General features: G+C 65.0%; 27 protein-coding genes. 17 read left to right on the plus strand and 10 right to left on the minus strand.

Annotated elements, in window-relative coordinates:
- Positions 1 to 244: 244 nt before the first annotated feature.
- The 5 genes from FOY51_RS19070 to FOY51_RS19090 all read left to right on the plus strand — a co-directional run bounded on the left by FOY51_RS19070 (position 245) and on the right by FOY51_RS19090 (position 2,342).
- Positions 245 to 442, plus strand: a complete 198-nt coding sequence (locus tag FOY51_RS19070) for a helix-hairpin-helix domain-containing protein (protein ID WP_149431851.1) — start codon at positions 245 to 247, stop codon at positions 440 to 442.
- Between the two features lie 41 nt (positions 443 to 483).
- Entirely contained in the window at positions 484 to 873 is a 390-nt protein-coding gene (locus tag FOY51_RS19075; RefSeq protein WP_235916498.1) for a nitroreductase family deazaflavin-dependent oxidoreductase, read from the plus strand.
- A gap of 1 nt (position 874) precedes the next feature.
- Positions 875 to 1,453, plus strand: coding sequence for an NADPH-dependent F420 reductase (locus FOY51_RS19080; protein ID WP_149431852.1), 579 nt, complete (start codon positions 875 to 877; stop codon positions 1,451 to 1,453).
- Positions 1,454 to 1,578: 125 nt separating this feature from the next.
- Complete coding sequence (locus tag FOY51_RS19085; protein ID WP_149431853.1) at positions 1,579 to 1,824, plus strand: hypothetical protein; 246 nt, start codon at positions 1,579 to 1,581, stop codon at positions 1,822 to 1,824.
- A 23-nt stretch (positions 1,825 to 1,847) separates the two neighbouring features.
- Positions 1,848 to 2,342 carry a MarR family winged helix-turn-helix transcriptional regulator gene (locus FOY51_RS19090; protein ID WP_149431854.1) on the plus strand — a complete coding sequence of 165 codons (495 nt, stop codon included), beginning with the start codon at positions 1,848 to 1,850 and terminating at the stop codon, positions 2,340 to 2,342.
- A gap of 14 nt (positions 2,343 to 2,356) precedes the next feature.
- Here FOY51_RS19090 and FOY51_RS19095 read toward each other — a convergent pair whose 3' ends face one another.
- Positions 2,357 to 2,650 (minus strand): thiamine-binding protein, encoded by a 294-nt coding sequence (locus tag FOY51_RS19095; RefSeq protein ID WP_149431855.1) that lies wholly within the window; start codon positions 2,648 to 2,650, stop codon positions 2,357 to 2,359.
- A 144-nt stretch (positions 2,651 to 2,794) separates the two neighbouring features.
- On the opposite strand from FOY51_RS19095, the gene FOY51_RS19100 reads away from it, so the two are divergent.
- Together FOY51_RS19100 and FOY51_RS19105 are read left to right on the plus strand one after the other, a co-directional pair.
- Entirely contained in the window at positions 2,795 to 4,015 is a 1,221-nt protein-coding gene (locus FOY51_RS19100) for a lipase family protein (RefSeq protein ID WP_149431856.1), read from the plus strand.
- Between the two features lie 120 nt (positions 4,016 to 4,135).
- On the plus strand, positions 4,136 to 5,548 hold the full coding sequence (locus FOY51_RS19105) for an MFS transporter (RefSeq protein WP_149431857.1): 1,413 nt from the start codon (positions 4,136 to 4,138) through the stop codon (positions 5,546 to 5,548).
- Here the strand turns inward: FOY51_RS19105 and FOY51_RS19110 are convergent.
- Genes FOY51_RS19110 through FOY51_RS19120 form a run of 3 tightly spaced genes read right to left on the minus strand, consistent with a single transcriptional unit; the run spans position 5,508 to position 8,282 of the window.
- A complete protein-coding gene (locus tag FOY51_RS19110) occupies positions 5,508 to 6,392 on the minus strand; it encodes a helix-turn-helix transcriptional regulator (protein ID WP_149431858.1) in 885 nt (294 codons plus the stop codon). The genes FOY51_RS19105 and FOY51_RS19110 overlap by 41 nt on opposite strands.
- A 24-nt stretch (positions 6,393 to 6,416) precedes the next feature.
- Positions 6,417 to 7,292 carry a patatin-like phospholipase family protein gene (locus FOY51_RS19115; protein WP_149431859.1) on the minus strand — a complete coding sequence of 292 codons (876 nt, stop codon included), beginning with the start codon at positions 7,290 to 7,292 and terminating at the stop codon, positions 6,417 to 6,419.
- A 51-nt stretch (positions 7,293 to 7,343) separates the two neighbouring features.
- Positions 7,344 to 8,282: an LLM class flavin-dependent oxidoreductase gene (locus FOY51_RS19120; protein WP_149431860.1), complete on the minus strand. Its 939-nt coding sequence runs from the start codon at positions 8,280 to 8,282 to the stop codon at positions 7,344 to 7,346.
- 169 nt (positions 8,283 to 8,451) lie between these two features.
- On the opposite strand from FOY51_RS19120, the gene FOY51_RS19125 reads away from it, so the two are divergent.
- From FOY51_RS19125 to FOY51_RS19150, 7 genes are all read left to right on the plus strand, one after another.
- Positions 8,452 to 8,820, plus strand: coding sequence for a YciI family protein (locus FOY51_RS19125; protein ID WP_149431861.1), 369 nt, complete (start codon positions 8,452 to 8,454; stop codon positions 8,818 to 8,820).
- A gap of 7 nt (positions 8,821 to 8,827) precedes the next feature.
- Positions 8,828 to 9,166 (plus strand): YciI family protein, encoded by a 339-nt coding sequence (locus FOY51_RS19130; RefSeq protein ID WP_149431862.1) that lies wholly within the window; start codon positions 8,828 to 8,830, stop codon positions 9,164 to 9,166.
- Entirely contained in the window at positions 9,163 to 10,410 is a 1,248-nt protein-coding gene (locus tag FOY51_RS19135) for an RNA polymerase sigma factor (protein ID WP_149431863.1), read from the plus strand. Before FOY51_RS19130 ends, FOY51_RS19135 begins: the two co-directional genes overlap by 4 nt.
- Positions 10,411 to 10,738: 328 nt before the next feature.
- On the plus strand, positions 10,739 to 11,413 hold the full coding sequence (locus FOY51_RS19140) for an SDR family oxidoreductase (RefSeq protein ID WP_290367906.1): 675 nt from the start codon (positions 10,739 to 10,741) through the stop codon (positions 11,411 to 11,413).
- Positions 11,414 to 11,498: 85 nt separating this feature from the next.
- Positions 11,499 to 11,624, plus strand: coding sequence for a hypothetical protein (locus FOY51_RS27855; protein ID WP_290367904.1), 126 nt, complete (start codon positions 11,499 to 11,501; stop codon positions 11,622 to 11,624).
- A 319-nt stretch (positions 11,625 to 11,943) separates the two neighbouring features.
- Entirely contained in the window at positions 11,944 to 12,627 is a 684-nt protein-coding gene (locus FOY51_RS19145; protein ID WP_149431865.1) for a type 1 glutamine amidotransferase domain-containing protein, read from the plus strand.
- Positions 12,627 to 13,481, plus strand: a complete 855-nt coding sequence (locus tag FOY51_RS19150; protein ID WP_149431866.1) for an oxidoreductase — start codon at positions 12,627 to 12,629, stop codon at positions 13,479 to 13,481. The genes FOY51_RS19145 and FOY51_RS19150 overlap by 1 nt, the downstream gene beginning before the upstream one ends.
- Before the next feature lie 4 nt (positions 13,482 to 13,485).
- Here the strand turns inward: FOY51_RS19150 and FOY51_RS19155 are convergent, their stop codons facing one another.
- From FOY51_RS19155 to FOY51_RS19170, 4 genes are all read right to left on the minus strand, one after another.
- On the minus strand, positions 13,486 to 15,087 hold the full coding sequence (locus FOY51_RS19155; RefSeq protein ID WP_149431867.1) for a succinic semialdehyde dehydrogenase: 1,602 nt from the start codon (positions 15,085 to 15,087) through the stop codon (positions 13,486 to 13,488).
- Positions 15,088 to 15,158: 71 nt separating this feature from the next.
- The gene (locus tag FOY51_RS19160) at positions 15,159 to 16,112 is read right to left on the minus strand and encodes an alpha/beta hydrolase (RefSeq protein WP_149431868.1); all 954 of its coding nucleotides are present in this window, start codon (positions 16,110 to 16,112) and stop codon (positions 15,159 to 15,161) included.
- Positions 16,113 to 16,124: 12 nt separating this feature from the next.
- Positions 16,125 to 17,042, minus strand: coding sequence for an acetoacetate decarboxylase family protein (locus FOY51_RS19165; protein ID WP_149431869.1), 918 nt, complete (start codon positions 17,040 to 17,042; stop codon positions 16,125 to 16,127).
- A 101-nt stretch (positions 17,043 to 17,143) separates the two neighbouring features.
- Positions 17,144 to 18,118 (minus strand): alpha/beta hydrolase, encoded by a 975-nt coding sequence (locus FOY51_RS19170; protein ID WP_149431870.1) that lies wholly within the window; start codon positions 18,116 to 18,118, stop codon positions 17,144 to 17,146.
- 82 nt (positions 18,119 to 18,200) lie between these two features.
- Here FOY51_RS19170 and FOY51_RS19175 point away from each other — a divergent pair, with 82 nt between their 5' ends.
- Positions 18,201 to 19,211 carry a GlxA family transcriptional regulator gene (locus tag FOY51_RS19175; protein ID WP_149431871.1) on the plus strand — a complete coding sequence of 337 codons (1,011 nt, stop codon included), beginning with the start codon at positions 18,201 to 18,203 and terminating at the stop codon, positions 19,209 to 19,211.
- Here FOY51_RS19175 and FOY51_RS19180 read toward each other — a convergent pair whose 3' ends face one another.
- Both FOY51_RS19180 and FOY51_RS19185 read right to left on the minus strand, forming a co-directional pair.
- Entirely contained in the window at positions 19,212 to 20,387 is a 1,176-nt protein-coding gene (locus FOY51_RS19180; RefSeq protein WP_149431872.1) for a saccharopine dehydrogenase family protein, read from the minus strand. It lies immediately after the preceding gene.
- A 29-nt stretch (positions 20,388 to 20,416) separates the two neighbouring features.
- Positions 20,417 to 21,655 (minus strand): NADH:flavin oxidoreductase/NADH oxidase family protein, encoded by a 1,239-nt coding sequence (locus FOY51_RS19185; RefSeq protein ID WP_149431873.1) that lies wholly within the window; start codon positions 21,653 to 21,655, stop codon positions 20,417 to 20,419.
- Between the two features lie 191 nt (positions 21,656 to 21,846).
- Here FOY51_RS19185 and FOY51_RS19190 point away from each other — a divergent pair, with 191 nt between their 5' ends.
- Both FOY51_RS19190 and FOY51_RS19195 read left to right on the plus strand, forming a co-directional pair.
- A complete protein-coding gene (locus FOY51_RS19190; RefSeq protein ID WP_149431874.1) occupies positions 21,847 to 22,416 on the plus strand; it encodes a TetR/AcrR family transcriptional regulator in 570 nt (189 codons plus the stop codon).
- 83 nt (positions 22,417 to 22,499) lie between these two features.
- Positions 22,500 to 23,492 (plus strand): NAD(P)H-quinone oxidoreductase, encoded by a 993-nt coding sequence (locus FOY51_RS19195; protein ID WP_149431875.1) that lies wholly within the window; start codon positions 22,500 to 22,502, stop codon positions 23,490 to 23,492.
- Positions 23,493 to 23,553 lie beyond the last annotated feature (61 nt).

The following is a 23,553-nucleotide window of genomic DNA, read 5'->3' on the forward strand; positions in this document are numbered from 1 at the left end:
CCCGATGAACGCAAGGTGGCAATCCTGTAGGACGACGGATCCTAGGCAGGATGGCCCACTCGGAGTGGGCATGCGGGGGAGCGCCGCGTCCAAATGAATCCTGCGCCGGGTATGGGCGAAGCAAAACACATCCTGCGGGTGGTCTCTACGCACCCATGAAAAGGCCGCGTCGGTACCGATGAGTTTGCGTCGCCCCGTCCGTACAAGCGATGACACCCACTTACCGACCGGAGGAGCTGCATCGATGACAGATCTACCCAAGATTGGAGCGCCCGCTACCCGAGCATTGGAGGCGATCGGCTATCGGTCGCTGGAGTCGCTGGCAGGAGTCGACCGATCCACGTTGCTCGCCCTGCACGGCTTCGGTCCCCGCGCAGAGCGAATCGTCGACGAAGCCTTGACGGCGGCAGCGCTACCGCAACTCACCGATGGACGGAGGTAGCCACGGTGTCGGGTTGGGTGCAGCGAAAGATGAACTCCCGCATGAACCGCAAGATACGACGCGGCTATGGCACGTTCATGGGAATGGACGTATTGATCTTGTACACGATCGGCCGTCGATCCGGACGGTCGATAGAGACACCGCTCGCGTATTTCGCCGACGGTACGAACGCCCGATTGCTCGTGGCATCCGGCGGTGGCGAACACGACCCGGACTGGCACCGCAATCTCATGGCGCACCCCGACGAGGTCGCGATCGAATTGCCCGGTCGTCACCGCGAGCCGGTCGTGCCGTCCGTGCTCGAGGGTGCCGACCGCGAACACGCGTGGCAGCGCATCGTCACCGCTGTGCCCCGATATGCGAAGTACCAGAACAAATCCGAGAGGCAGTACCCGGTAATTCGGCTCGTCGACAAGAAAGCTGGATCGTGACATGCGCATCGCAATAATCGGCACCGGCAACGTGGGCAACACGTTGGCCGTCGCATTGGCCAAGGCCGGTCATGACGTGAACCTGGGCTCCCGCGATCCCCACGACGCCGGCGATGGTCCGCCAGTTGTCGACGTGGCGACCGCAGTGGCCGATTCCGACGTCGCGCTCTTGGCAGTTCCTCCCGAAGCAGTGGACAACCTGCTGACAACGCACGCGGGCTTGTTCGCCGACACACTGATCATCGATGCGACCAACCGATTCGACGGCCCGGTTGCCAATGCCTCGGCAGCGGTGGCTGCGGCAGTTCCGACCGCGCGCTATGCGCGCGCGTTCAACACCTTGGGCTGGGAAAACTTCGCGGAGCCGACGATCGACGGCGAACAGGCCGATCTGGTGTTCTCCTGCCCACTCGGTGACCGAGCAGTGCTCGAGGAGCTGATCACTGCGGTAGGCCTTCGGCCGGCGTACGTGGGCGAGAACATGCAGTCGGTGGTCGACGGAGCGTTGATGCTCTGGTTCGCATTGGTACAAGCGAACGGCGGCAACCGCAGGTTGGCCTTTCGGATACTAGGCGTGTGACGAGTCCGCCCATTCAATTGCGTAATCGCAACTATTGCGGTAGACCTGAAGTTGTGTCGTCGCGTTCGACGGCTCCGAATGGTGCATTCGGTCGCTCGCACTGCACCGGAAAGGCTTACGCAACAATGCATCTGGAAGAGCATGCGACAGAGCAGTTCACCTTCACCTGCCCAGGCTGTGGACACCGTTGGTCTGCGGACTACGAGTCCGTGCATGTCGAAGACCATCGCGGCCACGAGAACGATTACTACTTTCGCAATGGACTGCCCAGCCTGAACCCGACGGCGTTCGGGTCGGTGGCCTGCCCCGCGTGTGCGCGTAGCCATATCCGGTCGACGCGCGTCTCGCGGCGCATCGACGTCGCGACCTAGCGAGGATCACCGATACTCACACCATGAGTTCTCAGGAAGTCGCGGTACACACACCCGCCACCGACTCGCAGATCGACGCGATGATGCTCGCCGCCCGAGCGCTGATCGGTATCGCGGCGCAATCGGTGGCCGAGGTCGAAGATCAGGTCACGCTGCCCCAGCTGCGGGTCCTTGTGTTGGTGGACAGCCGCGGAACGCTCAACCTCAACGGTCTTGCCCAGGCGATGGGGATTCACCCGTCCAACGCGACGCGAGCCTGCGACCGATTGGTCGCCCTCGGGCTGTTGGAGCGACAGGAGTCACCCACCGATCGACGCAACTTGGTGCTCGCACTCACCGACCGTGGTCGCGGCTTGGTGGAGGGCGTGATCTCGCATCGCCGAACGGCAATCGCCGAGGTGCTGTCCGGGATACCCGAGCGGCGCAGACGCGGACTCGAATCGGCGATGTCGGCATTTGCCGGCGAGGCAGGGGAGGAGTCGAGCGAAAACGCCTGGAAACTGGGCTGGCCGAATTAGCGCGAAATGGGCAGTCAGAGTTCGGCTTCGAGTCGCACCAGTTTTGCGTCGAGCTCACCGCTGTAACCTGGCCGGATGTCGGCCTTGAGAACCAGCGAGACCCTGCTTCCGTAACGGCCTATCTCGTCGCACGCGCGCTTGACCACGTCCATGCATTCGTCCCAGTCACCCTCGATCGTGGTGAACATCGCGTCGGTGCGGTTCGGCAGGCCGGACTCGCGAACCACCCGAACGGCCGCAGCGACCGCCTTCGAAACCGAGTCCGACGAACTGCCACCGGACGGCGCTACCGAGAATGCAATCAACATGCATGCCACCGTATCGCCACGCCAGTTTTCGGATTCGCTCCGAGTCGTTCTGCGATCTGTCATAGTGACCGCGACTCCGTAGTTCGTCGGCCGAAAAATCGGTCCGCGCCGCTGCTTCGGTCCGGATGAAGATCAGGTAATCGCATGAGGTTTTCGGTTCGCAGATCCGTTGGCATGACCGCAGTGGGGTTGGCCTTCGCACTCGTCAGCGCGGTGGGCGCAAGCGGCGTCAGTGTCGCCCTACCGACGGTTCCCACGCCGGACCCCGACCCGTTCTTTTCCGCACCCGCCGACGTGGCTGCGCACGCGCCCGGCGACGTGCTCAAGGTTCGGCAGATGCCGACCAACCTGTACTTCCCGACAAGTGCGGTGTGGGAGGTGTTGTTTCGAACGACGGACTCCGAAGGCAAACCGATCGCCGCGGACACCACGTTCGTGCTCCCGCCGAACCATCGACCCGACGATCCGCTGGTGTCGTATCAGCACATCATCAATTCGCTCGGCAACAAATGCAAGATCGCCGACGAGCTGTACGCCACCGACCTGACGACTCAGATTCGCGAGGCGCCCTTGCTCAACATCGCGCTCGGGCGCGGCTGGGCGGTCGCGTTGCCGGATCACCTCGGACCCCGGATGGCCTATGGCGCAGCGAAACTGGGCGGTCAAATCACTCTGGACGGAATCCGCGCGGTCAAGCGGATTCCGGAATTCGGAGTTGCGAAGAGCAAGGTCGGTCTCGGGGGATACTCGGGCGGCGGAATGGCGACCGCATGGGCCGCCGCACTTGCCCCGACCTACGCACCGGAACTGAACATCGTCGGATCCGCCGAGGGCGGGGTTCCGATGAACCTTGCCAAGATGGCGCTGACACTGGGACCCAATCCGCATCCGGCGTTCGGACTGGCCGCAGCCGCAGCCCTAGGGCTCGAACGTGAGTATCCCGACCGCATTCACGTCACCGACCAACTCAATTCCACCGGGCGATGGCTCGAGCAATGGATGATGAACGGCTGCACCAACGAGCTGATGTTCTGGGGATTCGAGCACAGCGCAGCACAATTGACCGACAACAAGAACTTCATGGACGACCCCGAGGGTTGGAAGGTGCTCGACGAGAACAGCCTCGAGTTGTACCGGGGCGTCCCGAAGTCGCCGATCTTCGAATGGCACAGCCCCACCGATGTGTTGATACCGGTCGATTCGATCGATGCGACCGTCAAGCGTTACTGCGCGGCAGGAACGCCGGTCGTGTCTGTGCTGACTCCGAGCCCGGATCACCTTTCTGCCGCAGTACTCGGCTTCCCCGAAGCGTTGGACTGGATGGCTGACAGGTTCGCAGGCAAGGCCGCGCCCAGCACTTGTTGATCGGGCGTCGAGGGAACTGGTGAACCTGGCCTTGGCAGGACCAGTCTCGAGCAGGTCTGGTTGCGGTATGCCGACCCGCGCATAGTCGATCCCGAAGAGATTATTCGGGAAGGACCGCGCATGCCGCAGATGGAATCGACCCCGCCAGTGCGTCCCGGTCTGACGTTGAGCGTCGTCTGCATCGGTTTCGCGATGGTGATCGTGGATACGACGATCGTCAACGTCGCACTACCGGCGATCGAGAACGATCTCGGCTCGAGCCTGGCCATGCTGCAGTGGGTGGTGGACGGCTACGTCCTGGTGCTCGCGAGCTTGCTGCTGTCGGGTGGAGCCTTGGTCGACCGACTCGGCAGCGCCAGGATGTTTCGCTGCGGCGTCGCCTTGTTCACCATCGCCTCGGCACTGTGCGGGCTGGCACCGAGCGGAGTCGTCTTGGTTGCGACCCGCTTGCTACAGGGCGTGGCCGCCGCGCTGCTCATGCCCGCCGCCATGGCGTTGATAGCCGAGGCCTACCCCGAACCGAAAGCGAAGGCGAAAGCAGTCGCCTTGTTCACCACCGTCGCAGGCAGCCCGCAGGCATTCGGCCCGGTCCTGGGTGGTGCGCTCGTATCGACGATCGGATGGCGCAGCATCTTCTTCCTCAACGTTCCGATCGGCGCGGTAACCATGGTGCTGGCGCTGCGACCTGGAATCCCAAGCAGCACAACGAACCACGGCCACCGCGCGGACCTTCCCGGCCAGATCTTGACCGTCGTCGTCATGGTCGCCGCGACGGGTGCGCTGATCGAGGCCGGCGCCCAGGGCTGGTCGGCACCGTTTCCGCTCGCCGCGTTTGCTGTCGCGATCGTCTCGGGCATCGGGTTGTGCATCCGCGAACGTGGGGCCCCCGCACCGATGCTGCCCGCGCGGCTGCTCACCGCGCCGGGACTGTCGGCATTCGTTGCGATCGGGCTCCTGCTGTTCGCGGCCTATTACGGGCTCGTGTTCACTCTCAGCCTCTACCTCCAGCAGGTCGAACACCTCGGGCCTTTCTCCGCTGGCCTGCGGTTCCTGCCGTCCGCGCTTCCGATATTCGTGCTACCCGTTTTCGTCGGGCGCCTGACCGCACGATGGGGAGCGAGGACGATCGCGTGTGGTGGGCTACTGGCTGCCGCAGGCGGTGCAGCCGCACTTCTTGCTGTGCACCAGCACGCCGGGCCGCTCACGCTGTCGATCGCACTTGCTCTGCTCGGTTGCGGCGTCGGCCTGACCGTGGGACCGCAGATTTCGCTCGTCATCGGTGCCGCGCCGACCGATCAAACGGGTATCGCGAGTGGGCTGCTCAACGCAGGCAGACAGGCGGGCAGTGTGCTCGGTGTCGCCGTACTGGGCTCGTTGGCGGGCAGCGGTGACCGTGTCACGGGCATCCACACCGCCGCGGTTGCAGCCGTCGCACTGCTACTGGTCGCTGCCGTTGCGGCCGCACCCCGTCGGGCTACGTCGAGGCCAACTCTCACGACGCATCCGGATCTGTCGCGGGCGCGGCAATCGTGACGGGTTCCGAGTTGCTGCGCTCAGCAAGCTTGTGCAACTTGTCCGCTGTCTCTGTCGACTTTGCCGCGGACCACGTCACGATCGTCAGCCGTGGATCCGCCGGTAGAGGGAGTGCCGTGTAGTACATGTCGAGTACGCCGACGTCTGGATGATCGAGCAGTCGCCGACCGTGCGAGCGAGACCGAATCTCGTAGCGATCCCACAGCTTTCGGAACTCGGGGGACTGGTCCAGCAACTCTTCGATCAGTGCGAACAGCGCTCGGTAGCGGGGGTGCCGAACAGTGTCGTAGCGCAGCCACGCAACCTGCTCGCGCACAACGCGCTCCCAATCCCCGTACATCGCGCGGGTGGGAGCGTCCATGAACAGTTGACGGGCGACGTTGCGCTGCGTCGGAGAGCGACCCGCGATGCAGAACGCTTCGCCGCCGACGGCGTTCCATGCGATCACATCTGTCGCCGGGGTCAAGACGAATGCGGGCACCATTTCACTCAACGATGCAACCAGTTGCCCAACCTCGTTCGGGACCTTCCACGGAGGCTCGTCCGTCGGATCGTCGAGCTGGTCCAGACCGATCAGATAGTCGCGCTCGCTCCGACCCAGGTCCAACGCATCCGCAATCGCCCCGACGACCGCCGGCGACGGGTTCGACGCCCGGCCCTGCTCGAGCTTCGTGTAGTACTCGACGCTCAACCCGACCAACTCGGCGAATTCGTGACGGCGGAGTCCAGGCACACGCCGACCGTCAGCTGAATACCCGAAAGACTCGGGGTCCAGCGATGCGCGCCGCGCACGAAGGAACTCTGGAAAAGCTCGAGCCAATATCGGTTCCACGCCAACTCCCATGAGTATGGAGCCCCACAGGACAGCCTATTGTTCCCGCGACCAGGTTTGGATGGTCGAGTTGCCGGCACGTCCCAGCCACTCCCGGATCGGCCCGACTGCTTTGTCCGCCTGGCGTGTTCCGTGAGCGAAGGCAAGCGACCATGCTGCAGACGCAGCCAGCGCGGGGTCGAGCGCCATTCGCGATTCCGAATCGGGCCCGACGAGCAATGTCGTGTTCGCGGTCAGGACGGCGGATTCGTCTGGAGACGGTATTTCGGGAAAAACGCCATGAAACGGTCGAAGTATGAGAACTCGCTGAGCTGGTCCTGCCAGATCCGCGTTGATATCGGAGAAGAGGCCGCCGTCGATGTGACGCGCTCGTCCGATCTGGACTGGCGGAAAGGCGCCGGGGAACGCGTGGCTGGCCGCGACAGCCGTCGAGAGAGTCGTGCCGGATTCAGACGTCCACACGTGACGTTCGCCGGTGTCCGCCGCGAGGGAAACGATCCGCAGGTCGGTGCGAGGCCAGCTGGATGTGCCTATCAGAGTGTGGATTCGGCGGATTTGACTGTCGTCGGCTGTCGGGAGGGTCGATGTGATGTCGGCGATTCTGGCGCTCTTGTCGCGTCGGGAGGCGTCGGAATCTCCCAGAATGTCGAACAGCGCTCGCTGAATCTCGGCGTCGGGTACCGGTGGCGGCGCGCCCTCTCGGATCGCGGGCGCGTCGCCGAGTGTCGACAAGTCCCAGACTCCGGTGGCAAGAATTGCGGCGGCTATGGCACCCGCCGATGTGCCGACCGATCTCTCGGCTCGGGTCAGGTCGATACCGTTGGCGGCCAGGCCGTTCGCGAGTCCGAGCATCCACGCCGTCCCGCCGACGCCACCACCACCGAGGAGCAAAGCGGTTTGCGGCGCGCTCATTCCAGCGATTTCTTGGCGGCGGATTGCATACTTTTGCTCATGTCCGAAACGCTACGACCTCGAGCTAACTCGAGGTAAAGCGCGCTTATCCAAGGCGGTCAGACCGAGCTCTCTGGCAAGCTCTTCCAGAAACTCGACCTGCCGCTCCGGAACGGCAGGAATGAGATGGAGAGCGATGTGCATCTCGTCGGCGCCGACCGCCGCGGCGCAGTCGATGTTGCTCAGCACGGCATCGGTGAAAGCCCGGCGTGATGGCTGACGGTCGCGATGGTCCGGAAGCGTGTTCACGATGACTGTGCCGATCCCGCCGGCCTCTCGGTACCAGCGGATGTGAGTGCGGGCGTCGTCCCAATCGACTGCGGTGGTGACGAAGCCGTCAGCGATCCGCGCTGCCCGTTCGACGGTGTGGCGAGTGATCGCGCCGATGAAGAGGGGTATCGTGCGTCCGCAGGGCTTCGGGCCGACCATGGACAGCGGGATCTGGTATCGCTCACCATGGAACTCGACAGGGTCGGGACCCCAACAGGCCCTCATCGCGGCGATGTGCTCGACAAATCCGCTGCCGCGCCGACTAGCAGGCACGCCTGCCGCGATGAACTCCTCTGGGATGTAGAACGGTGGCAGCCGCGTTCCGCCGCCTTGGCCGATGCCGACATCCAACCGACCGCCGGACAGCCGGTCCAGGGTGGCCAGCCTGCGGGCGAGGACGACGGGTGGCTGGAAGATCGAGTTCACGATGTCGGTCGTCACGCGGATCCGGCTCGTGTGCGCAGCCGCCCACGTCAGCATCTCCAGCGACTCCCAGGCGTACGCCTCGGGCAGGCCCGCGTCGTTGCTCCAGTGCGGACCGGTCGGGATGAGCATCCGATCGCTGGCGGATACGGCGTGGAAGCCGAGTCGTTCTACCGCTTGCGCGACAGTGACGACGGCATCAGGGCCTGCGTAGGGGTCGATATAGGGAAGGCTGACGCCGATGCGTGGCAGGTTCATTCGTACACTCCAGTGATCGCAGTCGTTCAGAACGTCCAGGTGGCGCGCTCTTCGTAGGGATAGTCGGAGTGGGCGACAGATTTTTGCGTCGCGTCGCAAGAATGCGCTCTCGACTCCGACTTGTTGGGTGAAGGCGCCGAAGGAGTGCCCGACAATCGAAGGAGACGACGTGAAGTTCTTGTTGATCATGCACAACAACCCGCAGATCTGGGATGCGCTGACGGAGGACGAGCGCGACGCCGTGATGGGCGGTCACGGCGCGTTCATGGAGACCGTCACGAAGTCGGGGGAGTTGATCAGCACCGCTGCGTTGGCGGACCCGTCGCAGAGCGCGGTGGTCAGGGTCAGAGACGGTATCCGGGCAGTGACCGACGGGCCCTACCTCGAGGCCAAGGAATTCCTCGGTGGCTATTACTTGGTGGAGTGCGACAGCCAAGACCGAGCCCTCGACCTGGCGGCGCTGATCCCCGACGCGGGCATCGACGGCCTCGGCATCGAGGTACGGCCGGTGGTCTTCGCGGGTACAGCCGACGACTGAGAACACGATGAAGTTCCTGCTGAATATTTACCAGAGTGCGGCGCCTTTCCCGGGGCAAGAATTCGATCACGATCGGTTTCTGGCCGAAGCCGCACAGGCGGGAGAACTGATCAGCGGCAACGCATTCGCCGATCCGTCCATCAGTGCGGTGGTACGGGTTCGCGATGGCGTGGTGTCGGTGACCGAAGGTCCGTATCTTCCGAACTCGGATCATGTCGTCGGCCACTACGTGATCGACTGCGACAGTCGGGAGCGCGCCGCCGAACTGGCCACCTTGCTATCGGGCCGTGCGATCGGCGTCGTCGAGGTGCGACCGCTGATGGATTCGGCTGGGATGGAAATGTGAATACGCCCGAGCGGCTCGAGGATCTGTTGCGCGAACTCGCCCCGCAGATCCTCGGTTCGCTACTGCGCCGCTACGGCGGGTTCGAGGAGTGCGAAGACGCGGTCCAGGAGGCGTTGCTGGCCGCAGCGATGCAATGGCCTGCCGAAGGCATCCCGGACAACCCGCGGTCGTGGCTGGTCACCGTCGCCGGCCGCCGGTTGGTCGATCAGATTCGCAGCGAACAGGCACGTAGACGGCGAGAGGTCACCACGGCGGCGCTGGAACCGTCGGACGTCACCGACCTCGGAGACCAGGACGACACGCTCGCGCTGCTGTTCCTGTGCTGCCATCCGGCGATCACGCCCGGCGCTCAGGTGGCACTCACACTCCGTGCGGTCGGCGGGCTGACCACTGCCGAGGTGGCGCAGGCATTCTTGGTGCCGGAAGCAACCATGGCGCCACGGATCAGCCGTGCCAAGCAGCGCATAAGGGCTGCTGGAGCGTCGTTTGCTATGCCGAGCGACCAGGAGTGGGCCGAACGACTGGACACTGTCCTGCACGTTCTCTACCTGATCTTCAACGAGGGGTATACCGCCAGCTCCGGACCCGATTTGCACCGCGGCGAGCTCACCGCCGAGGCGATTCGACTCACCCGAATGCTGCACAGATCGCTGCCGGATGACGGTGAAGTCGCAGGGCTGCTGGCGCTGATGCTGCTGACCGACGCCCGCCGATCGGCCCGCATCAGATCGGACGGCGCGCTCGTGCCGCTGGCCGAGCAGGACCGAAACCTGTGGGACCGCAACATGATCGACGAGGGCAGCACGTTGGTCACCAAGGCCATGTCGGTTTCTCCGCTAGGCCAGTACCAGCTTCAGGCAGCGACCGCTGCATTGCACGTTCAGGCGCCACGAGCCGACGACACCGACTGGGAACAGATCCGGATTCTCTACGAAATCCTTCGCCGAATCGCACCGAACCCGATGGTGACGCTGAATTACAGTGTCGCAGTGGCGATGAGCCGCAACCCTCAGGCTGGACTCGACCAACTGGAAGAACTCGACAGCGACCCGCGCATGGCACGCCACCATCGCCTGTACGCCGTCCGCGCCCACTTACAGGAACTCGCCGGCGACAGCGCTGCCGCGCACGCGAACTACCTGCTGGCGGCTCAGCGGACCACCAGCATTCCCGAGCAGCGGTACCTGCGGGAAAGAGCAGCCAAACTCGCCCATGGCGAACCGGACCTTAAACCGTCACAGTGACGTTTTGAAGTGGAGTGACTGGACCGGGGAAGCAGCCGCAGCAGGGGCGAAATCTACTGCAGTGGTTGATCATTGGAGAGTTTGAGCAATCGCGAGTTGGGTTGAGAACATTTCGCGCGTCGAGTTTGCATCCGCGCAGCAAGCTTCGCGCGCAGATGCAAAGTGGTTGCGCCAAATGTGAGCGACGACTGTCCTGTCTCATCGAACCTGACATAGGCCAAGGCTTGGACCTGCGGTGCGTCAACTGCCGTGAGACGCGTCCTACGCCAACGTCTCATTCATCGTGGCACAAATCATCGAATGAATACTGTCGTGCAAGGTCGTCGTCATCACCGGAGCCAGCAGCGGCGTCGGCGCCGAAACGGCACGTCACCTGTCCGCGGCCGGAGCAAAGGTGGTTCTCGGTGCGCAGATCGGTCTTCCCGATGGTGCGGTCGTACAGACCGACGTGACCGACCGCCAGCAGGTGACCGCGCTGGTCCAAAATGCCGTGAATCTCCACGGCCGGATCGACGTCATGATCAACAACGCCGGCCTCATGCCGCTTTCGCCGCACGAGATGGAGCGGTTCGACGAACGGGAACAGGCGATCGACGTCAACATCAAGGGTGTGCTCTGGGGCAGCGCCGCCGCGCTACCGCACTTCAAGCAGCAGCGGTCCGGGCAGTTCGTCAACGTTTCCTCGGTCGCCGGCCACGCCGTCAATCCCGGCGGCGCGATCTACTCCGCGACCAAGTACTCGATGCGGGTGATCTCCGAAGTGCTCCGTCAAGAGGTCAAGCCCTACAACATTCGGACCACCGTCATCTCACCCGGCGCTGTCGACACCGAAGTTCCAGGCTCTGTCAAAGCCGACGGTGTCGCCGCATCTGTCGCGGATTTCTACCGGGACACCGCAATCCCCGCCAACAGCTTCGCCCGCTGCGTCGCCTTCGCGATTGGCCAGCCTGAGAACGTCGACATCAATGAAATACTCTTCCGCCCCACCAACCAGCAACGCTGAGCACCGCCAACACGCAACGTCGCATGGCGGCCCGGACTGACCCGGCAGCGATTCGTCGCCATTCAGCCCGAGATATGCCTGGTGGATGACCGGGAATACAGAAGTCTTCGTCGTTCTTGGTATCGACGAATCGGCGGGTGATGCGCTCATCGAATCCGAGATCGAGGCGCCGGGTAAATACCGTTCGCATCGCCACGGTCGAGCCTTGTAGCACTGGATCAGCAGTGACCGATAGCTACCGCTCATTGAGATTCGCTGCATACCGGGTCCAGCGACGGGGGTGACGGACATTGCGTGACGTCGCGTCGAACCCTTGTCCTGGACTGTGCCAACAGTATGTCCCGGCTATCCGTCCTCGCTCGGATCGGCGGGTTCCGGCGTGGAGCGCGAATTTGGTCGTGGTCTGGACAGTACTGCCGTACGCTTGGTCCAACCACATGTTAGCGGCGCACACATCGAGTTGTCGGGTGAGTCCGGTCGCGGCCCCCAACCAGCAGATACGCCCCACGACGTAATGAAGGGATTCAACGATGACCAAGCGAATTCTGCACGTTGTCACCAATGTCGGCCACTACGAGGACCCGTCCAAGCCGACCGGGTTGTGGCTGTCGGAGTTGACGCACGCGTATCACGTGTTCGAGGAGCAGGGCTATGAGCAGCGGATCGTCAGCCCGAACGGAGGCTTGTCCCCGTTGGAACCGCGCGCGCTGAAGTTTCCGAACTACGACAAGACCGCGAAGGCGTGGCGCGCCGACGAGGCCCGGATGGCGCTGCTCGCGAATACCGCCTCACCCGACGAGATCGACTCGGCAGATTTCGACGCCATCTACTTCACCGGCGGCCATGCTGTGATGTTCGACTTTCCCGACAGCGAAGGCTTGCAACGGATTACGCGTGAGATCTGGGAACAGGGCGGAATCGTCTCATCGGTGTGCCACGGATACTGCGGGCTGCTGAACACCAAGCTGTCGGACGGCTCGCTGCTGATCGCGGACCGTAAGCTCACCGGGTTCGCGTGGCAGGAGGAAGTGGTCGCCAGAGTCGACAAGCTGGTGCCCTACAACGCCGAACAGGAATCGAAGCAACGTGGTGCGCTGTACGAGAAGGCCCTGGTGCCATTCGCGGTGAAGGTCGTCATCGACGGCCGGCTGGTGACGGGCCAGAATCCGCCGTCGGCCAAGGCGACTGCCAAAGCGGTCGTGTCGGTGCTGTGATGTCCAGCCGGCAAACAGTCGTCGCCCTCGTCACCGGTTGTTCGAGTGGCATCGGCGCGGCGACCGCGACCGACCTCGCGGCGCACGGCCACACCGTCTATGCCACCGCGCGCCGTCCCGAAACACTGAATTCGCTCGCCGATCAGGGATGCCACACGCTCGCGCTCGACGTCACCGACGATGCGTCTATGTCCGCCGCTATCGCTGCCGTCGAGCAGGAACACGGTGCTGTCGACGTGCTGGTGAACAATGCCGGCTATTCGCAGTCGGGTGCGGTCGAGTCGATCCCCCTCGACGACATCCGCAAGCAGTTCGAAACCAACGTCTTCGGACTGATCCGGATGAGCCAGCTCGTCCTCCCGGGCATGCGCAAGGCCGGTCGGGGGCGGATCGTCAACATCGGCTCGATGGGCGGCAAACTGACCTTCCCCGGCGGCGGCATCTATCACGCCACGAAATATGCGGTGGAGGCGATCTCGGACGCGATGCGGTTCGAGGTCCAGGGTTTCGGTGTCCAGGTCGTGCTCATCGAGCCCGGCCTGATCACCACCGAATTCGCCGGTACCGCAGTCGGATCGGTCGACGGCCTCGACGACGGACCGTACGCGGACTTCAACGCGCGAGTCGGTGCGGTGACCGCCGACATCTACGCCGGCCCGATCGCCAAACTCGCCGGTGGTGGCCCGGAGTCGGTCGCCAAGGTCATCCGCAAGGCAGTCGAGAGCAAGCGGCCGAAGGCCCGGTATACGGTCACTCCCAGTGCGACACTGGGCATTCTGCAACGTCAGCTGACACCCGACAGGTTCTGGGATCTGGCGATGCGCACCCAGTTCCCAGTCCCCAAGAGCGACTGACGGTTCAGCGCGAGCCCACACCTTTCAGGATCCGTTGCGCACCGACCAAGACGGTCTCCCAGGACTGGTATGACAGCCAGGTCGGTGGGGTGAAGCCTTGGAGACGCTGCTGCGCGATCGTTTGGGGCTCGGTGTATTTCAGGATGCCGTCCACGCCGTGCCGGCGTCCCAATCCGGAGTCGCCCATGCCGCCCATCGGTGAGTCGATGCTTCCCCATGCGGCGGCGAAGGCTTCGTTGACGTTCACCGTGCCTGAGTGCAGCCGCGCGGCCACCGCTCGGCCCTTGGCGCTGTCGCGGGTCCAGACGCTGCCGTTGAGGCCGTACGGGGTGGCATTGGCCCGTTCGATCGCGTCGTCGACGTCGTGGAACTTGTAGATCGATACGACGGGGCCGAAGGTCTCGTGGTCGTAGAGCGTCATGTCGGGGGTGACGTCGACGAGGATGGTCGGTTCGTAGAACAACGGGCCGAGATCGGGTCGCGCCTTCCCGCCGGCGAGCACGGTGGCGCCCTTCGCGACCGCGTCCTCGACGTGCGCGGTGACGGTGTCCAGCTGGGACCGGTTCGTGAGGCAGCCGACGTCGATGCTGTAGTCGTAGGCAGCACCGAGGCGGAGCTTCGTTGTGCGCGTGGCAAATTCGGCGACGAATTCGTCGTAGATCTGCTCGGCGACGTACATGCGCTCGATGGATACGCAGAGCTGTCCGGTGGAGGGGAAGCATGCGGTGATCGCGCCGTCCGCGGCCCGGTCGATATCGGCATCGTCGAGGACGAGCATCGCGTTCTTGCCGCCGAGTTCGAGCGATGCGCCGATGAGGCGTTCGCCGGCGTCGCGGGCGATCTGCCGTCCGCTCGCCGTGGATCCGGTGAACATCACGTAGTCGGCGTTGTCCATCAGCGCTGCGCCGATGGAGCTGCCGCGCCCGATCACCATCTGCCAGACATCGGTAGGGAGGCCGGCCTCGTGCATCAGATCCAGCGCCCACAAAGCGGTGAGCGCGGTCTGGGTGTCGGGCTTCTGGACGACGGCGTTGCCGGCCATCAACGCGGGGATGGCGTCGCCCGCGGCCATGCTGAGGGGGTAGTTCCACGGTGAGATTACCGACACCACGCCCTTGGGGTGGTGCAGTTCGGTGGTGTGGGTGAGCAGGGGAATCGCGCCGCGGCGTCGCTGGGGCGCAAGGAGTTTGGCGGCGCTGCGGGCGTAGTACCTTGCGGTGATCGCGATGTCGGTGACCTCGAGCAGCGCATCGCGGCGGGTCTTGCCGTTTTCGGCCTGCATCAGATCCAGGGCCTGCTCCCGGCGGTCGAGGACGAGGTCGTGGAATCGGAGCAGGATCTTCTTTCGCTCGCGCACGGGCGTGGCCGCCCAGCTCGCCTGGGCTACGCGTGCGCGCGCGAAGGCGTCCTCGACATCGGCGGGAGTGGAGACCGGCAGATCCGCCAGCTGCGTGTCCGTATAGGGGGCGTTGGTGGTTACGCGGGCTGCATCCGGTGCCGCCGCCACGCGCGAGGTCAGCCGGATCAGCAGGGCGGGGGTCAACGACGGGGGTCGGTGGCCGGTGCCGATTGCCTGGGTTGGCAAGGTGGATTGATCGATCGACATGAGTTCGCTCCAAGGGGTTGCCGGGGTTGCCGGAGGTCGGGGTCGCCCGCCCTTCAGCTACCGCCGCGTTGTCAGTGCAGTGCTGCGCGCAGGGTGTCCTGCGCGAGCTTGATGGCCGCCTTCGCGGCCTGGGTCGACGCCAGGGCGTGCAGCATCACGAAATCGTGGATGATGCCGCCGAAGCGCACCTGGGTGACCGGGACGCCGGCCTCGCGGAGTTTGGCGGCGTAGGCCTCGCCCTCGTCGCGCAGTACGTCGGCCTCGCCGGTGATGATCAGTGCCGGCGGCAGCCCTCGGAGTTGCTCGACCGACGCGCGCAGCGGGGACGCGTAGATCTCCTCGCGTTGCGCGTCGTTCTCGGTGTACTGGTCCCAGAACCATTGCATGCCTTTGCGAGCGAGGAAGTAGTGCTCGGCGAACTGGTGGTAGGAGGCGGTGTCGAAGTCGGCGTTGGTGACCGGGTAGAACAGCACTTGCTGCGCGATCGTCACGTCGCCGCGCTCTTTCGCCATCAAGGTGAGCACGGCGGTCATGTTGCCGCCGACCGAGTCGCCGGCTGCGGCGAATCGTGATGCGTCGAGCCCTTTTTCGGCACCGTGGGCGAAGACCCACTGGGCGGCGGCGTAGTTCTGCTCGATCGCGGTCGGATACTTCGCTTCGGGAGATCGGTCGTACTCCGGGAACACCACCGCTGCGTCGGCGCCGACGGCGAGCTCGCGGACCAGCCGATCGTGGGTGTGCGCATTGCCGAACACCCAGCCGGCGCCGTGGATGAAGAAGATGACTGGCAGGGTCCCGGTTGCTCCGGCGGGTTTGACGATGCGTACTGGTACCGACCCGGTCGGCCCGCCCTCGATGGTGATCCACTCCTCGTCGATCTCCGGCTTGTCGATCTCGCTGGACTGAACCTCGTCGACGGTGGCGCGACCTTCCTCGGGAGGCAGCTGGAACAGGAACGGTGGAGTGTCGGTGGCCTTTGCGAACTCTGCTGCTTCGGACTCGAGTACCGGCTCGATCTCGGGCATCGCTGTCTCCTTCTATCGGGGTGTCGCCGGTACCGAGGTCGGGACCGGCATATGCAGGGCGAGTTGACCTTCGGTGGTGACATCGAGCCGAACGGTTCGGATCGGTTTCAGTGAGCGCACGTCGTCGGACAGGCGCCCGCTGCCGAGTCGGAGATCGAGATTGCGCGGCAGGAGCGCGGATCCGGCCGACAGCTGGTTGGTCTGGCTGGTGGTCGAATGCCAGGCACCATTGATCGACGTGTAGGACGTCAGCGACGAAACCCTTTCTCCGCTTGGGTGTCTCGTCTGTGCAGGGGTAGGTACCGAGAGCGCGATGTCGGTGTCGCCGTGGTCGTTGGCGACGCGTGCGGTCGTGTGCGTGTCATCGATGTCGACGTCGAGCTCGGTGACCCATTTCGGGAAGCCGTAGCCATCGTGCCCACGGACTTGCGCGATCTGGGTGTTGACCGGCAGCGAGAGCACATACGAATGCAGGTGGTCGTCGTCGAGGCCGGCGACCAGGTCGGCGAACCCGAGCCTGCCGTGCCGTGCCGGCCTGACCGCGACCCCGACCGCCGCCTCCGTGTAGAAGTCGATGTCGCACACGTCGTAGCGGAAGAAGATGATCGAGACCAGCCCGAGTCCGGGCGCGACCTGCAGAGGGGCCAACTCCGCGGGCAGCCGGTCGCGGATCGCGCTGGAACGGGCGAGCATCGTGATTCGCGCGGTCGAGATGCGGTAGTAGAAGTTCGGCGTGAACGTCTCGCCGATCGGCGAATCAACCTTGGTCTTCGACAGCCCGCGGAAAAAGTCCACGCTGCTCACCCGCGGGTCGCGGGCGATCTCGTCCAGATTCGGATCCATCCGAAACCGGTCGTACAGGCCACCTTTCGGGACCGTGACCGTGCGGCCACCCAACTCGACCTCGACTGTGTCCTGGATTGTCGGCATCCGAAATGCTCCTCGCTCAAATGTGTGCAGTGCTTACATCAGGCTAGACGTCAATGTAAGCACAGTCAACAATGGTGCCGGTCACATCGGGACCGGCGGCCTCAGTCCTCGTGCAATGCGTCGCGCAGCGCGTCGACAGCGAGCTTGCGCGCGACGTTCGTGGCAGGGGTGTCGCGGAGGCTGTCCAGGAGCAGGAAGTCGTGCACGGTGCCGCTCACCCGGACGGCGGTGACGTCCACGCCTGCCTCGCGCAGTTTGTTGGCGTACAGTTCGCCGCCGTCGCGCAGCACGTCTGCTTCGGCGGTGATCACCAACGCGGGCGGCAGGCCGCTGAGTTGCTCCAGGCTCGCCCGCAGCGGCGCGGCATAGGGTTGTTCCCGCTCGTCCGGGTCGGTGGTGTAGGCATCCCAGAACCACTTCATTCCGTCACGGGTGAGGTAGTAGTGCTCGGCGAACTGGTAGTAGGACGGGGTGTCGAAGTCGGCGGCGGTCACCGGGTACAGCAGCACCTGGGCCTTGAGATCGATTCCGCCGCGGTCCTTGTTCATCAACGCGAAGACCGTGGACATGCAGCCGCCGACGGACTCGCCGGTCACCGCGACGCGCGAGGTGTCCAGGCCGTGCTCGGCGCCGTGCTCGAGCACCCACTTGCCGACGGCGTAGTTCTGTTCGACCTGAGTAGGGAATTTCGACTCTGGCGCGCGGTCGTAGACGGGGAAGACGCCGGCCGCGCCGGCTCCGACGGTGAGTTCGCGGAAGAGTCGGTCGTGGGTCTTGTCGTCGCCGAAAACCCAACCGGCACCATGGATATAGAAGACGACCGGAAGTGGACCGGCGGCGCCCTTGGGTCGAATGATGCGAGTGTGCACGGTGCCCCAGGTGCCCGCATCGACGTCGACCCATTCCTCGTCGACGTCGGGCCGCGGCACGCTTGCGTCACTCTGGATGTCGAGCAGGAGTTGGCGACCCTTTTTCGGCGGCAACTCGTAGATCCGAGGGTGCGGGTCGGTCTGTTCGGTCAATTCGCGGGCGGCAGTTTCCAGGTACGGCGTGATCGGTTGTGGCTGATCGGTCATGGTTCCTCCTTGTCGGGGCGAGTACCCAGCGGGTGCTCGATGACGCGTCTATCACGCTATGGACGCCGGTACTGTGGCGACAATGGGCGCACACGACACTTTCCGGGGCGATCGCGACAGCCCGCCGCGGATAGCGAGTGAGGTGGGGCTGGTCGTCTACCCGGACTGTCAACTGTCGGCGATTCACGGCCTCACCGACATTTTCCGGATCGCCAGCGAGTACGCGGCCACGAGCATAAGCAGCCCCCCGGCCGTCATCCGGGTCAGCCACTGGGCGGCGGTGAACGGGGAAGTCGAGTGCACTTTCGACAGCCATCCCGGCACCGATCACGCACTGACGCATGTGATTTCGCCGCCCAGCTTAATCGTGCCCGAGTACATGACGCCACGCGCGGATCTGCGGAGCTGGATGCTCGACATCCACGCGGCGGGGACCACCGTGTGCGCGGTGTGTGCGGGCGTGTTCGTTCTGGCTGACGCGGGACTGCTCGACGATCGGGACGCAACGACCCATTGGGCGTTCGCCGACGAGCTGTCCAGGCGCTATCCGGCGGTCCGTGTCGATGCGTCCCGGATGGTCGTCGACGACGTCGACATCATCACCGCGGCAGGGATTTTGGCGTGGGTCGACCTCGGGCTCACGCTGGTCGAGCGGCTACTCGGCCCGAGTGTCATGCTGCACACGTCCCGTTTCATCCTCAGCGATCCACCACGGCGCGAGCAACGCCTCTACAGCGAATTCGTCCCATCGCTCGGTCACGGCGATTCCGCGATTCTGCAAGCGCAGCAATACATTCACGCACATAGCGACCTACAGGTAACTGTGCGAGGACTCGCCGAGGTCACCCGACTGCAACCGCGGACTCTGCAGCGGCGATTTCGGAAGGCAACGGGAATGAGCGTGACCGAGTACCTGCAAGGCGCACGGATCGCCAAGGCGCGAGAATCACTGGAACTGACACAACATTCCGTGGAGCAGATCTCGATGGATTCGGGATACCTCGATGCGTCGACCTTCCGAAGACTCTTCCAGCGCACAACGGGAGTCAGCCCCTCCGAATACCGCAAGCGGTTCGGGATCGCCCGAACGTGATTATGTCGACGACATGCGCGTGAACGACATGCCCGAGTCGGTCAGTCGTCGAATCAGATTCTCGCCCATCGCGGTTGCCGTCGTCACCTGACCGGCGGTGGGCGGATTGTCGTCGAACGCGAGGCACATCGCGGCGTGCGCGAGCATCTTCGCAGTGTCTCCGTAGCCTGGGTCACCACCCCGGACCTGCGTGTGCACCTGCCGCCCGCCGCCCTCGCCGATGAAGTCGACAGTGAACCACGAGCGTGCCCGCCGTGACTCCGACGGCCCGTCGCCCTGCGGGATGCGCGCACCGATCAATCGACGCAACGGTGGCACCTGCGTGGCCGCGACGAATCCCGCCAGTCCGACCGTGGCACCCGCCAGGAGAACGGGATTCCGCAGGCCCGCATAGTGCGCGTAGGTGAAGTCGGGGCCGTAGTCGGCGCGGGCCCGGGCGGATCGTTCGACGATCTGCGGGTCGACGGTCGGCAATGGCAACAACCAGAGATCAAGTGCGGCCTCACGGTGTGGAGCGCCGGCCCGGGCACGCGTCCGACGTCCTGCCGGTCGCGGCTCGATCTTCTTTCGGTCGGCCGCGGCGGTGCGCATCTGCCGCAACCGTGACATCTGCCCCAATCCGGAGTGCAGGGTGCCGCCCGAGATCATTGCGTTGCTGCGGATAACGCCGCGGACGCTCAGTGGGACGTCGGCCGGGAGCTGCTTGATCGTGAAGAGGGCGCCGAGATCGTGTGGGACGGAGTCGAATCCGCAGGCGTGCACGATCCGGGCGCCGGTCTCGACGGCGGTTGCGTGGTGGGCCAAGTACATCCGGTCGATGAATTCCGGCTCGCCGGTGAGGTCGACGTAGTCGGTGCCGGCAGCGGCGCACGCGGCGACCAGCGGCTCACCGTGCTCAAGGTACGGGCCGACCGTCGTGATGACGACGCGCGCCGATTCAGCGACCGTGCGCAGGGAGCCGGGATCGGAGGTGTCGGCATGCAGGAGGTCGAGTTCGGACGCCGTCGGGTCGGTCGCGGCGAGGCGTTTACGCACCGCTTCGAGCTTGGTCCGGTTCCGGCCGGCGAGTGCCCAGCTGGCACCGGCAGGCAGGTTGGCGACGAGGTACTCGGCGGTCAATCCGCCGGTGAAGCCTGTGGCGCCGAAGAGCACCACGTCGTAAGCGCGGTCGGGCATTCTCGTGATCCTTTGCAGTGGAGGCTGAGTCAGGCGCTGCGGGTCTGCAGCCAGGTCTGGTAGCGGCGCAGGGCGCGGCGCCGCAGGACGGCTTCTCGAGCGTAGGCAGAGATCGGGTGGATCGCGGGCCGAGTGGTGCGTCCCTTGCCGAGGCGACGCAGCTGGTAGCGGACGCGGGCCATGCTCGCCGCGGATGCGGCGGCCTTGTCCTTCAAGGTGACCGGGGCGAGCTCGACCGCAGCGTCGGTGCCGCCGTGCCACTTGTTCGGCAGGTCGGGGTCGACGGCAAGTGCGGTTCCCATGCCGACGAGGTCAACGCCGCTGGCCAGTACGTCCTCGGCGACGGATCGGCGGACGATGCCGCCAGTGAGCATCAGCGGCAGCGGGCTGGACTGGGCCAGCTCCTCGGCGAGGGTGAGGAAATAGGCTTCGCGAGCGCTGGTTCGCTCGTCTGCGGACTGGCCTGTCATCGCGGGACTTTCGTAGCTGCCGCCGGACAGCTCGACCACGTCGACTCCGAGCGGCGCAAGCATCCGGATCACCGCCCGCGCATCGTCGGCGTCGAAGCCGCCGCGCTGGAAATCGGCCGAGTTGAGCTTCACCGCCACCGCGAAGTCGGCGGCGACCGACGCCCTGACGGCTCGGACGATGTCGAGCAGCAGGCGCGCGCGGTTCTCCAGGGTGCCGCCCCACCGGTCGGCGCGCCGGTTCGACAGCGGGGAGAGGAACTGCGACAACAGATACCCGTGCGCGGCATGGATCTCCACACCGTCGAACCCCGCAGCCTCGGCTCGTCGCGCCGTCTCGGCAAACCGCGCCACCGTCCCCGCGATCTGCTCAGTGGTCATCTCGACCGGCTGCGCGAGCCGCCTGCTGTTCCTGCCGATATCGACACGGATCGCGGACGGTCCCCACGCGACGCCGGGCATGTTCGCCATCACCTGCCGGCCGGGGTGGTTGATCTGCATCCACACCCGCGAGCCTCCGCTCTTGGCGGCGGCCGCCCACTGCCGGAACGGCTCCAGCGGCGAATGCGCATCGAGTACGACTCCCGCCGGCCCGGTCAGGGCTTCGGCATGGACCATCACGTTGCCGGTGATGAGCAGCCCGGCGCCGCCTTCGCTCCAGCGTCGGTACAACCGGAACAGCGGTTCGCCGGGTAGCTGTTCGCTGCCGGCCATGTTCTCCTCCATCGCGGCCTTGGCAAGCCGATTCGGGATTACCGATCCGTTCGGCAGCGTCTGAGGCGTGAACAGCGTGGATGGCATGGGCTCTCCAGGGAGTACGGGGATGTTTGCAGTGCTAACACGAGAATAGGAAGGCGAAGTAAGCGATGTCAACATCGTGTGTCGAACGCCATCCGGTCCGAACGTCGGCTCGCGCCCTGCCCCCTTCTCCGTGTGAGCAGTGCTTACACTGTGTTGTGTAAGCATCGTGCACACCCGATAGGTTGACACCCATGTCCGCGAAAACGACCTACCACCACGGCGATCTCCCCAGCGCGCTGGTGCGGGCCGCCATCGAACTGCTCGAAGAGGGCGGAGCCACCGCGCTGTCGCTGCGTGCGGTTGCTCGGCACGCCGGCGTGTCGACCGCCGCGCCGTACCGGCACTTCCCGGACCGCAACGCCCTGCTGTCGGCCGTCGCTGCTGTCGGCTACCAGGAACTGGGCGCCGATCTGATTGCGGCGAGCCCCTCGCCGAGCACGCCCGACGATCTCGCCGCCATCGCGGTCGCCTACGTCCAGTTCGCGCTGAAGCGGCCGGGGATGTTCCGCGCAATGTTCACCGAACAATGTGACGACACCAGCCCGGACCGCGTTGCCGCTGTCGCGGCCATCCACGAGTACCTCAATTTCATCGTCAAGCAGACCGTTCCCGCCCGCGATCCGGAGCCAGTCGCGACCGCGATGTGGGGGCTCGTGCACGGCCTCGCCTTCCTGTTCCTCGACGGCAAGCTCGACTCGTCGTCGGACGACGTGGTGGCCGATCGGGTGCGCGCGACGGTGACCGCGATACTCGCGCTGTAAGGCCACTCGGTGTTGACGATGCTTACATTTGCTGTAATGTAAGCAGTGCACACATTGCCTTGGTGATCGAAAGGATGTCTCTCATGTATGCGGTGACCCTCGACGGTTTCGGCGGACCGGAAGTCTTGGCGTGGGCCCAGGTGGACGACCTGCCGGCACCCGGTCCCGGTGAGGTGACCATCGATGTCGCGGCTGCCGGGGTGAATCGGGCAGACGTGATGCAGCGAGGCGGCTTCTACCCGCCGCCGCCGGGCGCTAGCGAGATCCTCGGCCTGGAGGTCTCCGGCGTGATCGCCGAAGTCGGTCCCGGCGTGCAGGATTGGCAGCCCGGTGACGCGGTGTGCGCGCTGCTGGCCGGCGGCGGGTACGCCGAGAAGGTCATCGCGCCGGCCAGTCAATTGCTCCCGGTGCCGGAGGGGGTGAGCCTCACCGCCGCCGCCGCGTTGCCCGAGGCCGCCGCCACGGTCTGGTCGAACCTGGTGATGACCGCCGGACTGCACTCCGGGCAGGTGTTGCTCATTCACGGTGGCGCGAGTGGAATCGGTACGCACGCAATTCAAGTCGGTCGTGCGCTCGGCGCCCGGGTTGCGGTCACGGCAGGATCGCAGGCCAAGCTGGATCGCTGCCGCGAGCTCGGCGCGACGACGTTGATCGACTACCACGATCAGGATTTCGTGACCGTCGTGTCCGACGAGTATTCCGGCGCGGACGTCATTCTCGACATCATGGGCGGCAGTTACCTGCAGCGGAACGTGGACACCCTCGCCGAGGGCGGACAGTTGACGATCATCGGGCTGCAAGGCGGTGCCACGGCGGAACTGAATCTCGGTGCGCTCCTGAGCAAGCGGGGATCCGTGCACGTGACCAACCTGCGCCGCCGCCCCGCACACGGGCCCGGCTCCAAGGCCGCGATCATCACGGAAGTGCGGAAGCACCTGTGGCCGTTGGTATCCGACGGAACGGTCATGCCCATCGTGTCCGCCGAAGTGCCGATCACCGACGTTGCCTCGGCCCACCCGCTGCTGGACTCGCCCGCGACGGTCGGCAAGGTGGTCCTCACGGTCCGCGAGCCCTGAGCGCAGGAACTGTTCCAGATGGTTACCCCGGATGTGGAAGTGGGGCGACGTGCCGAACCCG

It is taken from the genome of Antrihabitans cavernicola (genome assembly GCF_008297975.1).
Classification (GTDB): Bacteria; Actinomycetota; Actinomycetes; order Mycobacteriales; family Mycobacteriaceae; genus Antrihabitans; species Antrihabitans cavernicola.

Coding starts and splice junctions, on each gene's coding strand:
- FOY51_RS19070 (WP_149431851.1), top strand. CDS start 245: ATGACAGATCTACCCAAGATTGGAGCGCCCGCTACCCGAGCATTGGAG.
- FOY51_RS19075 (WP_235916498.1), top strand. CDS start 484: ATGAACCGCAAGATACGACGCGGCTATGGCACGTTCATGGGAATGGAC.
- FOY51_RS19080 (WP_149431852.1), top strand. CDS start 875: ATGCGCATCGCAATAATCGGCACCGGCAACGTGGGCAACACGTTGGCC.
- FOY51_RS19085 (WP_149431853.1), top strand. CDS start 1,579: ATGCATCTGGAAGAGCATGCGACAGAGCAGTTCACCTTCACCTGCCCA.
- FOY51_RS19090 (WP_149431854.1), top strand. CDS start 1,848: ATGAGTTCTCAGGAAGTCGCGGTACACACACCCGCCACCGACTCGCAG.
- FOY51_RS19095 (WP_149431855.1), bottom strand. CDS start 2,650: ATGTTGATTGCATTCTCGGTAGCGCCGTCCGGTGGCAGTTCGTCGGAC.
- FOY51_RS19100 (WP_149431856.1), top strand. CDS start 2,795: ATGAGGTTTTCGGTTCGCAGATCCGTTGGCATGACCGCAGTGGGGTTG.
- FOY51_RS19105 (WP_149431857.1), top strand. CDS start 4,136: ATGCCGCAGATGGAATCGACCCCGCCAGTGCGTCCCGGTCTGACGTTG.
- FOY51_RS19110 (WP_149431858.1), bottom strand. CDS start 6,392: ATGGGAGTTGGCGTGGAACCGATATTGGCTCGAGCTTTTCCAGAGTTC.
- FOY51_RS19115 (WP_149431859.1), bottom strand. CDS start 7,292: ATGAGCGCGCCGCAAACCGCTTTGCTCCTCGGTGGTGGTGGCGTCGGC.
- FOY51_RS19120 (WP_149431860.1), bottom strand. CDS start 8,282: ATGAACCTGCCACGCATCGGCGTCAGCCTTCCCTATATCGACCCCTAC.
- FOY51_RS19130 (WP_149431862.1), top strand. CDS start 8,828: ATGAAGTTCCTGCTGAATATTTACCAGAGTGCGGCGCCTTTCCCGGGG.
- FOY51_RS27855 (WP_290367904.1), top strand. CDS start 11,499: ATGACCGGGAATACAGAAGTCTTCGTCGTTCTTGGTATCGACGAATCG.
- FOY51_RS19145 (WP_149431865.1), top strand. CDS start 11,944: ATGACCAAGCGAATTCTGCACGTTGTCACCAATGTCGGCCACTACGAG.
- FOY51_RS19150 (WP_149431866.1), top strand. CDS start 12,627: ATGTCCAGCCGGCAAACAGTCGTCGCCCTCGTCACCGGTTGTTCGAGT.
- FOY51_RS19155 (WP_149431867.1), bottom strand. CDS start 15,087: ATGTCGATCGATCAATCCACCTTGCCAACCCAGGCAATCGGCACCGGC.
- FOY51_RS19160 (WP_149431868.1), bottom strand. CDS start 16,112: ATGCCCGAGATCGAGCCGGTACTCGAGTCCGAAGCAGCAGAGTTCGCA.
- FOY51_RS19165 (WP_149431869.1), bottom strand. CDS start 17,042: ATGCCGACAATCCAGGACACAGTCGAGGTCGAGTTGGGTGGCCGCACG.
- FOY51_RS19170 (WP_149431870.1), bottom strand. CDS start 18,118: ATGACCGATCAGCCACAACCGATCACGCCGTACCTGGAAACTGCCGCC.
- FOY51_RS19175 (WP_149431871.1), top strand. CDS start 18,201: ATGGGCGCACACGACACTTTCCGGGGCGATCGCGACAGCCCGCCGCGG.
- FOY51_RS19180 (WP_149431872.1), bottom strand. CDS start 20,387: ATGCCCGACCGCGCTTACGACGTGGTGCTCTTCGGCGCCACAGGCTTC.
- FOY51_RS19185 (WP_149431873.1), bottom strand. CDS start 21,655: ATGCCATCCACGCTGTTCACGCCTCAGACGCTGCCGAACGGATCGGTA.
- FOY51_RS19190 (WP_149431874.1), top strand. CDS start 21,847: ATGTCCGCGAAAACGACCTACCACCACGGCGATCTCCCCAGCGCGCTG.
- FOY51_RS19195 (WP_149431875.1), top strand. CDS start 22,500: ATGTATGCGGTGACCCTCGACGGTTTCGGCGGACCGGAAGTCTTGGCG.